Source organism: Deltaproteobacteria bacterium GWC2_55_46 (assembly GCA_001595385.3).
Lineage (GTDB): Bacteria > Desulfobacterota > GWC2-55-46 > GWC2-55-46 > GWC2-55-46 > UBA5799.
On sequence record LVEI03000001.1, the window covers coordinates 152,199 to 166,206 of the forward strand.

The following is a 14,008-nucleotide window of genomic DNA, read 5'->3' on the forward strand; positions in this document are numbered from 1 at the left end:
AGCCGTATGGAAAAGCACGAAAGAGCTTCAAAGGGCACTTTCATCAGGAGGCAGGTCCGAGGTGAAGAGAGCGAGGTCCGTGAAGGCTTTTCAACCGATTCTGTAAAGTCCTACTTCAATTCCATCAAGAGATTCCACCTGCTCACGTCCAGAGAAGAAAAACTCCTCGCGAAAAAAATATCAAAAGGCGATCAGGAAGCCAGGCGGCGCATGATAGAGGCCAACCTCCGGCTGGTGGTCAATATCGCCAAAAAATACATGAACAGGGGCTTTCCCCTGCCTGACCTCATAGAAGAGGGCAATATCGGCCTCATAAAATCTGTCGAGCGGTTCAGGGCCTCCAAGGGCTGCAAGTTCTCGACCTACGCGACCTACTGGATAAAGCAGTCGATAGAGAGGGCGATAGCGAACCAGGGGAACGTGGTGAGGCTTCCTATACACGTGACCGCCGATATCTCGAAGCTCAGCCGTGCCACGAGGGAGCTTATGATGGCTCTCAGCAGGGAGCCGGATTTCAGCGAGCTTGCCGAAAGGACCGGCTTCTCCGGCAGGTACGTAAAGAAGCTCGACCTGATAAGCAAGAAAAGCTACTCCCTCGAGGCCGTCCTCCCGGACGGGAGCGACCAGTCGCTCCTTGATAAGATCGAGGATCCCACTTATCCGCCCCAGATCGACATACTGGACATGAACAGGAAGGCCGAGCGTGTAAGGGCCTGGCTCAGCCAGCTTGACGAGAGCGAGCAGAGGATAATAAGGCTCAGGTTCGGCATCGGCACCGGCTACCCTGAGACCCTCGAGTCGATAGGCAATGTCTTCGGCGTGACGAGGGAGAGGGTGCGCCAGATAGAGGTGAAGGCCATGGACAAGCTCAAGAGGCTTGTGAAGGAGAGGGACAAGATAGCTTCTCTTGATGCCGTTTGAACTTCTGTGGTATCATGAAAAAGTTTCCTCCTGACAGGTGGTTGCTGAAAAACTCAAAATTAGGTTCAGGCTTCAAATGAGGTCACGACGCCGCAGGTCGGCCTTTTTCAGCAGCCTGCTAAAACTTTTCAAGGAGTAAAGGATGATTGAGCAGCTTAAGACTTCTATCAGGGATGTGCCGGACTTTCCAAAGAAGGGGATACTCTTCAAGGACATCACTACTCTGTGCAAGGAGCCCGCGCTCTTCCAGCGCATGGTAGACCTCATGGGGCACAGGTACATCGGAAAGGGCATAGACCTGGTGGTCGGCATAGAGGCCAGGGGCTTTGTGGTGGGCGCTGCCCTTGCCTACAAGATCGGGGCCGGGGTAGTGCTCGTGAGGAAGCCGGGAAAACTTCCGCACAAGACACACAAGGCGAGCTATTCTCTCGAGTACGGGAAAGACAGCCTCGAGATACACCAGGACGCCATCACCCCCGGGCAGAACGTGGTCATAGCCGACGACCTCCTCGCCACAGGCGGGACGGCAGGGGCTGTGGCGAGCCTGGTAAGGCAGATGGGTGGCAATATAGTCGAGTGCGCCTTCATAGTCGAGCTCGATGAGCTTAACGGCAGAGAGAAGCTTAAGCCGCATCCGGTCTATTCGCTTATAAAGTATTGAACGGAGCCAAGGTCATCCTGAGCGAAACGGATCGCCTGAGAGTTTTGGAGAGAGTTCTGTTTTTCAGAAGTATCTATAACCGGGCAAGGGCTCATGCCGCCTTGCCCTTTTTTCTATGCCTCCAATCGACCCTGTCCCCCCGATAGTCCTCATCGCGGTCTTTGCGCTTATCGCCATCCGGCAGGTGGGCACCTTCAGGCTGGCCATCTGGCAGATAATGCTTGCCGGGGCTCTTGCCGTGCTCGCGCTCGGCTCCATAAGCCCAGGCAAGGCGCTCGCCTCAATAGACCTCGACGTGATGATATTCCTCTTCGGTATGTTTGTGGTAGGGGAGGCGATGGTCGAGAGCAGGTACCTGCATAACGTTGCCCACAGCGTCTTTAGCAGGGCGAGGAGCACCGACGCCCTGGTCCTTTACATACTCTTTATCATGGGCTTCTTCTCCGCCTTCATCATGAACGACACGGTTGCGATAATCGGCACGCCGCTTGTGCTATTCTACGCTAAAAGGCATAATATTTCGCCTAAACTATTGCTTCTAAGCCTTTGTTTTGCCACTACATTAGGAAGTGTTGCAAGCCCCATAGGAAACCCGCAGAACCTCCTTATCGCACTTCACGGCAAGATGTCGAATCCCTTTGTGTCATTTTTTACCTACCTTGCCATCCCGACATTTTTAAATATCCTTATCGCATTCGCCATGCTCAGGTTTTTCTTCAGGGGCCACTTCCACAATATGCGCCTTGAGGGCGCAAGGGAAGATATACGTGACAGGGGGCTTGCCGATCTCTGCAGGGTATCGCTACTGTTGATCTTTGTGATGATAACCGCCAAGGTCGTCTCCGTATTCAACGGCCTTGAGTGGGATTTTAGCCTCACATACATAGCGATAGCCGCCGCCACGCCGATCTTGCTCATTAGCCCCCGGCGTTTTGAGATAGCGAGGAAGATTGACTGGCATACCCTTGTATTTTTCGCGTCGATGTTCGTCCTGATGGCGAGCGTCTGGGACTCCGGCATCATCCAGCGACTTATGCCTGGCTGGTCGGGCGCCGGCTACGCTCCGGTAATGGTCTTGAGCGTCCTTTTAAGCCAGCTCATCTCGAACGTGCCGTTTGTGGCCCTTTACCTGCCGGTACTCGACCTTGCCGGGGCGGGGGCGCGCGAGCTCATGGCGCTGGCAGCCGGCAGCACTATCGCCGGGAACCTCCTGATACTCGGGGCGGCGAGCAATATCATAATTATTCAGAACTCGGAGAAAAAGGGAGAGACTATCTCGTTCCTTGATTTCGCAAGGGTCGGTATCCCGCTTACTGTCTTCAATACGGCGGTCTACTGGGCTTACTTCGAACTGTTTTTATAAAAAACCAATAAAATCATCGCACTATAGAACTTCCATGATAACACACTTAAGGTATTCGGTCTCCGGCACCGCAAGTGACACGGGGTGGTCCTTTGCCTGTGAGCGTGTCTCGATTATCCTGGCCTGTCTACCCGCGCCCCTTGCCGCCGTCCTGAGCATCTCGAAGAACATCATCCTGTCCACATGATATGAGCATGAAGATGTCGCGAAAAGGCCTCCGTGCCTGAGTAGCCCCATGCAGGCGGCATTGAGCTCTGTATAGGCCTTGAACGCCTCCGCTATGCGGGCCTTTGATTTGACGAAGGCCGGAGGGTCGAGGGCTATGCAGTCGTATTTTCTGCCTGCCCGCACCTCCTCTTTTAAAAGCTCAAAGACATCAGCCTTTACGAAATCGCAACTCCCTGAAAGGCCGTTCAGCTCGGCATTCCTCTTGCCCTGGCCTATGGCGTATTCTGAGGAATCTACCGTTTTCATCTTGACGCCCTTTTTCGCGAGGGCGAGGCTCCATGCTCCTGTATAGGAAAAGAGGTCAAGCCCTGTGCCGCCTTCGCAGAGCGCGGCAAAGGCCTTTCTGTTCTCTGCCTGGTCGAGGAAAAAGCCCGTCTTCTGCCCTGTCATGGGGTCTACTTCCATCCTCACTCCGTCCTCTTCCACGATGGGCAACGGGTCTATCACGCCCTTTATTATCTTCTTTTCAAGCGGAAGGCCTTCGAGAGTCCGGATGGAGCTGTCGTTTCTTACTACGATCGAAGCCGGGGCGTAGACCTCTTCGAGCGCCTTTATCACCTTATCCGACTGGGCCTCCATGCCGAGAGTGAGAAACTGTACGGAGAGGCAGCCGCCGAGCTTATCGACTATAAGGCCGGGCAGGAGGTCGCTTTCGCTGTAGACGGCCCTGAACGAGCCGCGCCCTCCGATGGTCTTTTTCCTGTAGGCAAGTGCCTCCTCGATCCTCCTTTTGAAGAAGGTTTCGTCTATCTCCTCCCTCTTCCTCGTAAGTATCCTTACCGATATGAGGGAGTGCGGGTTTACATAGCCGATTCCAAGAAAATTGCCTTTTTTATCGGTAAGCTCCACGAGCGAGCCGGGGGCGAACTTTTTGGGGCTTGTCGCCAGCTCGTTAGAAAAGACCCAGAGATGGCCCGCGAGTATCCTCGATATCCTGTTTACGACAGCCTTATCCATTAAGATAACCCCCTTTGAGGCCGATATTATAATCGAGTGCGGACGTTAATCAAAGGCATTTCATGTTGCGTGCCGGGTTGCATTTTTCTTCAATATGGGAAAAACTTGTGTATGGCCCTGAAAAAGAGAATAGTCCCTTTTTCGCGGCCCCAAAAGAATAGAGGTGGCCAAAATGGCTGTCGAGAAGAGGTTTGAAGGAGGCGAGCCTGAAAGCATTGAGGTGATCCTCCGGACAGGACAGAGCTTGAAGCTCCGCCCCATACGCCCTGAGGACAAGCAGAAGCTCAAGGAATTCTTCTACAGGCTCAGCCCGCGGACGAGATACCTGAGGTTCCAGTACGCCAAGGAGCATATAACCGACGAGGAGCTTAAATACTTCACGGAGCTCACTCCTCCAGAGCGCTACGCCTATGTGGCGGCCATAGGGGAGGGCGAAAGGGAACGGATAGTGGCTGTGGCCAGGTGGGATACCCTTCCTGATAAAAAGACCGCCGAAGTCGCTTTTACGGTGCAGGACAATATACAGCTCCACGGCATAGGCACGCTCCTGCTTGAAGAGCTTGCCAAGGCCGCCCTGTCATACAACATAACTATCTTCAGGGCGCAGGTGCTCGCCGAGAACATCCACATGCTCGAGGTCTTCGACGAGAGCGGCTTCAGGTTCAAGAAGACCTTCTCGGAGGGGGTCCACCATTACTTCATAGACCTGAAGGACCAGGAAGAGTATTCGAAGAGGCAGGCGTACAGGGAACACGTCGCGAGGAGCGAGGGCGTAAGAAGGCTTTTGAACCCAAGGCGCGTAGCCGTAATAGGCGCCTCCAGGAGCCCTGAGAGCGTAGGCGGCGCCCTTTTCAGGAACATGCTGAGGGACGGCTTCAAGGGTGTCGTCTTCCCTGTGAACCCGAAGACCGATTCCATCGCTGGCGTGCTCTCATATCCTACCGTACTGGACGTGCCGGTCGATATAGACCTCGCGGTAATAGTGGTCCCCGCCGAGCAGGTCTTGAGCGTCGTAGACCAATGCGCCGAGAAGGGGATCGGCACGCTCGTCGTCATATCCGCCGGCTTCGGCGAATCCGGTGTAGAGGGCAAGGAACGGGAACGGATGCTCCGCGAGAAGATACTCTCTTACGGCATGCGGGTCGTCGGGCCAAACTGTCTCGGGGTCTTGAACAACAGCCCTGAGGTGAGGCTTAACGCCACGTTCTCTCCTGTCATCGCTCCTGCCGGGAACCTGAGCATCGGCTCGCAGAGCGGGGCTTTGGGCCTCGCCCTCCTCGACCACGCCAAGAGCATAGACCTCGGTATTTCCTCGTTCGTAAGCTTCGGCAACAGGATAGACATAGCAACAGACGACCTCATGGAGTACTGGGAGGACGATTTAAATACCGGCGTCATAGTCCTCTATCAGGAGTCATTCGGCAGCCCCAGGAAGTTCGGCAGGATAGCGAAGAGGATATCGCACAAAAAGCCTATTATAGCCGTCAAGGCCGGACGGTCTCTGGTAGGGGCGAGGGCGGCCACATCCCATACAGGGGCGCTTGCCGCCTCGGACGTCGCCGTTGACGCGCTCTTCAGGCAGGCCGGGGTCATAAGGGTAACGACCATAAAGGAGATGTTCAACGCCGCGCAGGTGCTCACGCATCAGCCTCTTCCCAAGGGGCCGAGGGTGGGGATACTCACCAACGCGGGAGGCCCGGGTGTGCTCGCTGCTGACGCCTGCGAGGGGCTGGGCCTTAAGGTAACTCCCCTGACGGACGAGACCCAGGCGAGGCTCCGCGCCTTTCTCCCGAAGGCCGCGGCAGTTACGAACCCGGTCGACATGATAGCTACCGCTCCGCCTGAGTCTTTCAAGCTCTCCCTTGAAGTGATGCTCGATGACCCGGAGATAGATTCGGTCATCGTGATCTACATACCGCCACTCGTGACCAGGCCAGAAGACGTAGCCGGCGCATTGAGCGAAGCACTTGCCGGTTATAAGGGAGACAAGCCCGTCGTGACCTGCTTTATGATGTCCCAGGCCATGATGGAGGGCATAAGAAAGGAGACAGGGCTCCGTCCGTTCATCTTCCCTGAGGACGCCGTTCAGGCCCTGTCGCTGGCGTACAATTATTCGCAGTACAAGTACAGGGCAGAGGGGGCGCCTGTAAAGTTCCCCGGCCTTGACACCGACGCGATAAGAAGGAGCGTCTTCGAAGATGGCGCCAGGAGGGGCTGGATGATGCCTGAGGCCGCGCTCGCCTTACTCAGCCGTTACGGTATAAACTCGGTAGTGACGAGGGTAGCGATGAACGCCGATGAGGCCGCGAAGGTAGCGGGAGAGACAGGCTTTCCGGTGGTCATGAAGGTCCGCTCTCAAAGGATAGTGCACAAGACCGACGTGGGCGGCATAGCGGTAGGCTTGAGGAACGCCGAAGAGGTAAGAAAGGCCTTCAACGACATAAAGCTCAAGATAGAGGAGGCGGGGCTTTTAAGCGAGATGCAGGGGGTGGTGGTCCAGCCGATGGTCAAAGGAGGGCAGGAGATGATAGTGGGCATGTCAGTAGACCCTCTTTTCGGCCCGCTCATAATGGCCGGGCTCGGTGGCGTGGAGGTAGAGCTATTGAAAGACGTCTCCTTCGCGATCCACCCGCTTAACGACGTGGAGCCGGAGAGGATGCTCACCCAGCTCAAGAGCTTCCCTCTTCTCACAGGGTACAGGGGCAGGCCGCCCAGGGATATTGACGCCTTGAAGGAAACTGTCCTGAGGTTCTCCGCCCTGATAGAGGACTTCCCGGAGCTTGAGACGATAGAGATAAACCCGCTTATGGTGCTTGGGGTGGGGCATGGCTGCGTTGCGGTGGACGCGAGGGTCTATCTGAGGGGCCCGGAATCCCCTGTGCTGTAATGCTGCACTCTATCGTCAAATACCTCTCGCTGACCTTCTCCGCCGGGGTCTTCGGTGCGCTCGTAAATACCTTCTCGCTCTGGGCCGCTGGCCACTTCGGGCTACTTTCATATATGGGCGTTGGTATAGATCATGAGCTGCCTCGTACAGCTATTTATACCCGGATAGTCTGGGGCGGCCTATGGGGGTTTCTCTTCCTCGTTCCTTTCGCGTGGAGGTCTTACGCTCTTCGTGGTGTCATACTGAGCATAGGACCTACATTAGTCCAGCTCTTCTCTATCTTTCCGATGCATGGGGCCGGGATCATGGGCCTTTCTTACGGTATGCTCACCCCTGTTGCCGTCTTTGTCCTTAACGCCATATGGGGCATGAGCGCCGGGATATGGCTCCTCGCGTCAGAGGACCAGCATGAGAGGCCGTGGTTCAGAAAATATTACATTGAATGAGCCTGCCTTGACTGAAAAGGTCTTTCGGAGTAGACTTTCTCTACGCTTTTTTGTCAGCGAAGGCAGGTATCCTTGAAGGAAAAAAACACCCACATCATAAAAAACAGGGCGCCGTTCCTAAAAAAGCTCGTTATAGCAACGGTCGCCGCAGCCATCGGCCTCGTTCTTTTCTCGCTTACCTTATTTCACCTTGTTCCGGCGCGCATATATGAGAAGGTCCTGGTAGAGGAGTTTCTCGAAAAGACCGGGCTTCTTCTTGAGAGCGATTCTTTTGACACGGCCTTCCCGTTAGGCTTCAAGCTCGATGGGCTCAGGGTCGCCAACCGTGGCGGCAATGTGATGCGCCTTGACAGGCTCCGTGCCGACTTTAATCCACTGGGGATATTAACGGGTCTAAAGGTAGACGTGAGGGGAGAGGCGGGGAAAGGCGTCATAGAGGGTTCGATAATATCCGGGCTTAATAGCTCGTCTATCGATATCGAGGCGAGGGGGATGGGATTTTCTTACCTTGATGCCTTGGCGCGCGCAGGCCTTGTATTGGACGGTACCTTCGACAGCTCGGTCTCTATCGCCGTGAGAGGCGGATGCCCGAACGGGTTTGCAAGGCTTGAAGGAACGGAGCTGCGTGGCGCGGAGTTACGTTTCAGGGGCATGCCGCTTCCTTTTGACGGAATAGACGAGGCGGGCTTTTCAGCTGATCTCAAGGACTGTAGTATCCGCCTTAATGGCCTATGGATAGACGGGGCTCAGATCTCCATGAGACTTCTCGGGGATATAAGGATATCAAGGCCGCTTTCAGAGAGCCCGGTCGATATGACGATTGAGATAGTCCCGCACGGCGACCTTCTGGAAAAACAATACATGCTGTCGCCCATAGCGAACTACAGGAAGTCGGCCAATTTCTACTCCATCCCGTTAAAGGGCACCCTTGGCGGCCTTTCTTCAGGCCTTTGATATCATGGCCTCTTCGAGATATCCTTCAATACGCTCTTTGCTTCTTCAGAGCCACGGAAATCCCCGGAGAGCCTGAGCGCCGCTGAAAGCTCTTCCCTAGCCAGCGCCGTCTCCCCCTTTTTGTAATAGGCCATGCCCAGATGATAGCGTATGACCGGGTTATCCGGCAGCTTCTCGGCGCTCTCTTTAAGGAGTGAGGCGGCCTTAAGGTAGGCCTGTTTTTTGTAATATATCCAGCCGAGCGTATCCGATATCAACGGGTCGTCCGGGGCGGCCTCTTTTGCCCTTTCAGCGAGCGGCAGCGCTTCTCCGAGCCTGCCGTTCTCAGAGTATATGAACGCGAGGTTGTTCGCTGCCGGGGCGAACCTTGGGTTGATACCGAGGACCCGCTCGTAATATTGCGCCGCTTCACGAGCGTTACCGTATGACTCATATAATATCGCGAGTAGCATGTTGGCTGGAAGCGAATCTGGCCTGGTATTTATCGCCTCTTTGAAAACGCGTACCGATTCTTCTGCCGATCCCTTTCTCGCCAGGAGCTTTCCAAGCTCAAGGTATGGCTCCACAAGATCGGCCTTTATCTCTATGGCCTTTTTAAATGAGGCCTCAGCCTCGTCCATCTCTCCCGTGGCAAGGCGCACCCTGCCGAGGAGTTGATATACCCAGGGGCTCTCTGGTGTTTTTTTAAGGTGCTCTGTCACTTTTGCGATAGCGCGCGCTTTCTCCCCCCTGCGCAGATAGATGGCGGCGATCCTTGAAAGAGAGCGCACGTCAGCTGGTTCGAGCGCGAGGGCCTTCTCGAAGGAATTCAGCGCGGAAGGCTCTTGTTTCTGAAGGAGATAGGCGATCCCGAGCCCGTAATACCCCCGCGGGTCGTCAGGCGCTATATCGACCGCTGCCCTGAAGAGCCCGGCTGCCTTTGATGGTTTTCTCCATGATATATAGATATTGCCTGTCGCGAGGGTTGCCGCGAGGTTGCCGGGGTTTCGCCCGAGGACCGATTCAAGCTCGTCAGCGGCCAACTTGAGGTCTCCGCCCTCCATGTAAACCGTTGCCAGGGCGAGACGGGCCGCGTCAAGGCCGGGGTTGAGCCGCGCGGCAGCGCTGAATTCAGCCTTTGCCTGCTCGTTGTTATTTTTGCCCCTGTAAATAAGACCGAGGGCATAATGGGACATGGCGAATGCAGGCTCCTCCTTTATCGACGCCTGAAGCTCCGAGAGGCCCTCTGAGGTCTTGCCCTGCATCGCCCTTAACCTGCCCTTCAGATAATGGCCGTAGTAACCATGCGGCTCCTTCTCAATGACCTTGTCTATGAAAGCGGCCGCTTCTGCCGGCTTGTTGACGTTCAGGAGAAGCTCCGAGTATCTTTTTAGGATTACGAGGTCGCCTTTGTTCTTTTCAACGGCCGTCCTGTAGACCCTCTCGGCTTCAGATACCTTCCTCAACGCCAGGTAATATTCGCTCAGCATTATGTAGCCATGAGCCTTGCCCGGCTCATGGTCGATTATCATCTTGAGAGTCGCTTCGGCCTCGGCCTGCCTGTTCATGGATACATAATAGCGCGCGAGCGCCGCGAGTATCTTCCCCGGCTCCTTAAGCTCCATGGAGGCGCCTTTCAGCTCTCTTTCCGCCTCCTGATATCTTTTCTGCCGCATATACAGCTCGGAGAGGGCTATGCGGGGCGCGGCTTCCGACATGTCGGCTTCAATAGCCTCCTTAAAGCTCGCCTCAGCCAGCCTGAGGTCGCCTTTCGCCATGTATATCCCCGCTGCGGCCATATGGGGCCTGGCTCCGGGCGGCTTCGCGGCAAGGAGCTTGTCCATTACGGCGAGCGCCTTGTCGAACTCCTTTTTCCCGGCGAATGCCGACGCCATCACTACCATCGCCTCTGTGGCCGAGCCGTCTTCCTTGTAGACGCCCTCTGCCATCCTTGAAGCGTCGTCGTAGTTTTTGATAGCGAGGTAAAGCCTTGCGAGTTTAAGTTTTGCCTCCGTGTGCGCAGGCTCAAGCGCTATTGTCCTGCTTAATTCCCTGAACGCCTCCTTCATGTTCGAAGGGCGGGCAAGCCCAAGGTAGCAAAGGGCGAGCCTGTAGTGAGCCTCTGCGCTGTTTGGAAGCACCTGGACAGCCGCCCTGTACTCCTTCGAGGCCTCGTCGAACTGTGAGAACTCGAGGAATTCAGCGCCGTTGTTCATGTGCTTCTGGAAGACCTTCTCAGGGCTCGAGTCGCATCCGGCCTGGAAGAGCAGCAACGCGAAAAAGATGGCAGCACGGCATCTGTTGTATGTCCTTGACTTTGTCATAGCCCGCCTGTTGTAAATATCTTTTTTTTAGCTTAAGCCGCTCAGTATCTTCAACCGCCACTTGGCCTCCGGGGCCTCGGTAAACTCGTCATTCTGGTCAAGTGCCATCTCAAAGGCCGCCATGGCGTTCTCCGGCATGTCGAGCTTCAGGTATACCAGCCCCATGCGGTAATAGACGACCGGGTTCGCCCTCCCTGTCTTTTCTACCGCCTGATAGGTATCGAGCGCCTCCCGGTACATCCCCATCCTGTAATATATCCACCCGAGCGTATCCTTCGTCTCGACGTCCTCAGGGGCCAGCGCCGACCCCGTTCTCGCGAACTCAAGTGCGCCGTCAAGGTCGCCCATGGCGTCAGCCATGAGAGATGCTATCTTGCGGTAAGCTGAGACCGTGCCCGGCGACACCGCGATGACCGTCATGTATTCCGCTACCGCCTTGTCGACTTCTCCTGTCTTTCCATAAAATTCGGCAAGCCTGCCCCTTACGCGGACCGAGTCAGGGGCCTTTTGAGAGGCCAGTTTATAGAGCTCAACAGCGTTTGAACCGTCATCCCTCGCCTCAAGTATCTCGCCAAGGCCGATATATGCCGATACCATCTCCGGGCGCTCTTGTAGCGCCCGTTGGTATTCCGTTTCCGCACCATCGGTGTCTCCAAGCTTCTGAAGCGCCCTGGCGCGCATTATCTTAAGAAGCGGGTCCGCGGACCCCTCCGGGATCAGTTCGGCTGTTTGCCTGAAAAGTCCGGCCCTGTTGTATATAAGCGCGAGGCTAAACCTTGCGGAGCAGTCGCCGCACCCTTTTAATATCTCATCGGCCGGATACGGCTGAAACTCCGGGAAGGCGTCTGAAGCCATGGCCAGCTCCTCATGAGCCTTGTCATATTCCTTCTGGGATAAGTAGACGCTGCCGAGGACCATGCGCGCTACAGGGTCAAGAGGGTCTTCTTTCAATGCCTTCCTGGCCATATCAGCCGCCGCGTCGAGTTTTCCTTCAAGATGGAGGACGACAGAGGCGTTAAGGTACCCTTCCTTGAGGCGAGGGGAGGAGGTGATGAGAGTACGGAAGTTATTGAGCGCTCCCTTGTAATCCTTTTGCATCATGTCTATGACGCCCATGAAATACGAGGTCAGAAAGAAATCGGGGTTCGTGCTGCCGAGTATCCTGAAGTTGGCCTCGGCTTGATCGAGCTTGCCTGTGAGCAGGTGCGCGGTCCCAAGGACTAGGTACGCTCCTGTTGCGTCCGGGTCGGTCTTGATCGCCTCGTTGGCGTACTCCACGGCCTTCTCGAAATCTGTCTCCGCGAGGTATATCCTGCTGAGGTTCAGGTAGTCAGGGTCGGTTGGAACCAGTTTCTCAAGATATTCTTTGGCGTTCTGAAGCAAGCCCTGTCCGAGATAGATGGAGGCCACGTGCTTCAATACGCCCGGGTCTTCTTTTATCTTGAGCGCTTCCTTGAAATAGACGAGCGCCTTGTGAAATCTTCTTTTCGTTATGTAGTACCTGCCCATGGCCCCGTATATCTCGACGCCGAACCCGGGCTCGGCGTAGTTTGCGAGGATGGCCTGTTCCACCGCCTTCTTCTCTTCATTCAAGCCGAGGTATGCTATGGCGAGCATGAAACGCGCGGTCAGGTCCGCGGGGTCCCTCTCAAGGACCCCTTTTTCAAGCTCGACGACCTTTCGGAATTCGCCCAGTTTCAGTTGTTCTATCGCCTCATTGTGCGCAGGCCCGTTCAGCATCGGCCCCGGTGTCTCAGGTATGGCAAGGGCGCTTCCTGCGGTTGCCGCCTCAAAAAGGATCAGAAAAAAAAGCGCTTTAACGAGCCTTCTCATGATAGGCCTCTCTGTTCGCAGGTTGAAGCAAAGTATACACCGTAAATACAGCTTCTGAGGAAAACACGATTTTTTTATAAGGCAAGCCGCCTGAATGACGGCTTCATGCGGGGCTGAGATTATATTTCGTGATGAGCTTTGAGAGGTACTGGCGGCTTATGCCAAGCTCTGCGGCTGCCCTTGCGACATTCCATTTGCTCCGCGACAGCGCTTCCTGTACCATCCTTCTTTTAAAGAGGTCCCTGGCCTCGGCCAGCCCCATGCTGTTTTTCTTTGGCGCGTCAAAAGCGATGGCTGGTATCCCCAGGTCGGCGCCGCTTATTTCGGACTTGTTGAAGAAGATGACGGCCCGCCTGACCCTGTTCTCAAGTTCCCTGACATTCCCATGCCACCGGTACGACTTGAGATACCCTACGCACTCTTTGTCAAATCCGCGTACAGGCTTGTTGAACTCCCTTGAGTGTTTTTTTAGGAAGTACAGGGCCAGCAGGTAGACGTCATCGCCCCTGTCCTTGAGCGGGGGCACTTCAAGCGTTATGACCCCGATCCTGTGGAGGAGCTCTTCGCTGAACTCGCCGCTCCGGGCCATTGCGCGTAAATCCATAGCCGTAGAGGATATGACCCTTACGTCGATGCTTGTACGCCCGTTTGAATCGGGTCTTTCGATCGCGTGCTCGCGAAGGACCCTCAAAAGACGTCCCTGAAGGGACAGGCTCAAGGCGCCGACCTCTTTCATATAGATAGTCCCGCCGTCCGCCTGCTCGAACCTGCATTTCCTGCCGTGCCTCCCGTCGCCATTCAAGCCGAAGAGCTCGTTTTCAAGCTCCTTATGAGGGGTGCCGGCGCAGTCGACGGATATAAACTGCATGGCATGCCTTATGCCAAGCCTGTGCATGGCCCTTGCGGCTGTCTCTTTGCCGGAGCCATGTTCCCCGGCGATCAGCGCGGGTATGTTCACCTCCGCCGCCTTCCGAATGGTCCGGAATACCTCCTGCATCGGCGCGCTTACACCGATCATCTCATTTGGCCAGCCTGCCCCGGAAGAGGCGCTGAGGTGTTCGGCCTGCTGCCTGTATGAGAGCCATCCCCGCTTGAGCGTGACCCTTACTTCGTCGATAGATACCGGTTTTGTGAAATAATCGAAAGCGCCGAGATCGAGCGCCCTGAAGGCCTCCTGCCTCTCGTCTAGCCCTGTTATTATGACCGCCTTGAACAGGGGGTTAATGGAGAGTATCTCCCTTATGGCAGTCATGCCCTCCGAAGGCTCCAGCGGGGCTGGAGGCAGGCCGAGGTCTATCACGCCGAGCTGGGTCTCCTGCTCGCGCGCGACGCGCAAGGCCGCACCCCTGGTCTCTGCCTCAAGCACTTCGTAGTCCCTGCAGAAGGCCCATCGCATCTGCCCCCTTACGGTCTCGTCGTCATCGAGGACCAGCAGTCTCGGCTTTGTCATGTCAT

The 14,008-nt window shown here is 55.7% G+C and carries 10 protein-coding genes; 6 read left to right on the forward strand and 4 right to left on the reverse strand.

The genetic code is table 11. From position 1 onward, the window contains the following. Positions 1 to 6: 6 nt before the first annotated feature. From A2V21_300790 to A2V21_300800, 3 genes are all read left to right on the forward strand, one after another. Positions 7 to 921 carry a hypothetical protein gene (locus A2V21_300790; protein OIJ72920.1) on the forward strand — a complete coding sequence of 305 codons (915 nt, stop codon included), beginning with the start codon at positions 7 to 9 and terminating at the stop codon, positions 919 to 921. A 145-nt stretch (positions 922 to 1,066) separates the two neighbouring features. After that, positions 1,067 to 1,582: an adenine phosphoribosyltransferase gene (locus A2V21_300795; GenBank protein ID OIJ74992.1), complete on the forward strand. Its 516-nt coding sequence runs from the start codon at positions 1,067 to 1,069 to the stop codon at positions 1,580 to 1,582. Positions 1,583 to 1,697: 115 nt separating this feature from the next. Continuing rightward, positions 1,698 to 2,945: an anion transporter gene (locus tag A2V21_300800; GenBank protein OIJ72921.1), complete on the forward strand. Its 1,248-nt coding sequence runs from the start codon at positions 1,698 to 1,700 to the stop codon at positions 2,943 to 2,945. A gap of 21 nt (positions 2,946 to 2,966) precedes the next feature. Here the strand turns inward: A2V21_300800 and A2V21_300805 are convergent, their stop codons facing one another. Further along, positions 2,967 to 4,130: a hypothetical protein gene (locus A2V21_300805; protein ID OIJ72922.1), complete on the reverse strand. Its 1,164-nt coding sequence runs from the start codon at positions 4,128 to 4,130 to the stop codon at positions 2,967 to 2,969. 172 nt (positions 4,131 to 4,302) lie between these two features. Here A2V21_300805 and A2V21_300810 point away from each other — a divergent pair, with 172 nt between their 5' ends. The 3 genes from A2V21_300810 (at position 4,303) to A2V21_300820 (ending at position 8,417) form a co-directional block, all read left to right on the forward strand. Beyond that, positions 4,303 to 7,017 (forward strand): hypothetical protein, encoded by a 2,715-nt coding sequence (locus A2V21_300810; GenBank protein ID OIJ72923.1) that lies wholly within the window; start codon positions 4,303 to 4,305, stop codon positions 7,015 to 7,017. 2 nt (positions 7,018 to 7,019) lie between these two features. Next, positions 7,020 to 7,463 (forward strand): hypothetical protein, encoded by a 444-nt coding sequence (locus tag A2V21_300815; protein ID OIJ74993.1) that lies wholly within the window; start codon positions 7,020 to 7,022, stop codon positions 7,461 to 7,463. Between the two features lie 72 nt (positions 7,464 to 7,535). Next, positions 7,536 to 8,417 carry a type II secretion system protein GspN gene (locus tag A2V21_300820; GenBank protein ID OIJ72924.1) on the forward strand — a complete coding sequence of 294 codons (882 nt, stop codon included), beginning with the start codon at positions 7,536 to 7,538 and terminating at the stop codon, positions 8,415 to 8,417. Positions 8,418 to 8,419: 2 nt separating this feature from the next. On the opposite strand, the gene A2V21_300825 is transcribed toward A2V21_300820, so the two are convergent. The 3 genes from A2V21_300825 to A2V21_300835 form a co-directional block, all read right to left on the reverse strand. Next, complete coding sequence (locus A2V21_300825) at positions 8,420 to 10,720, reverse strand: hypothetical protein (protein ID OIJ72925.1); 2,301 nt, start codon at positions 10,718 to 10,720, stop codon at positions 8,420 to 8,422. A gap of 27 nt (positions 10,721 to 10,747) precedes the next feature. Further along, positions 10,748 to 12,553, reverse strand: coding sequence for a hypothetical protein (locus tag A2V21_300830; protein ID OIJ72926.1), 1,806 nt, complete (start codon positions 12,551 to 12,553; stop codon positions 10,748 to 10,750). Between the two features lie 103 nt (positions 12,554 to 12,656). Next, positions 12,657 to 14,003: a hypothetical protein gene (locus A2V21_300835; protein ID OIJ72927.1), complete on the reverse strand. Its 1,347-nt coding sequence runs from the start codon at positions 14,001 to 14,003 to the stop codon at positions 12,657 to 12,659. Between the last annotated feature and the right edge of the window lie 5 nt (positions 14,004 to 14,008).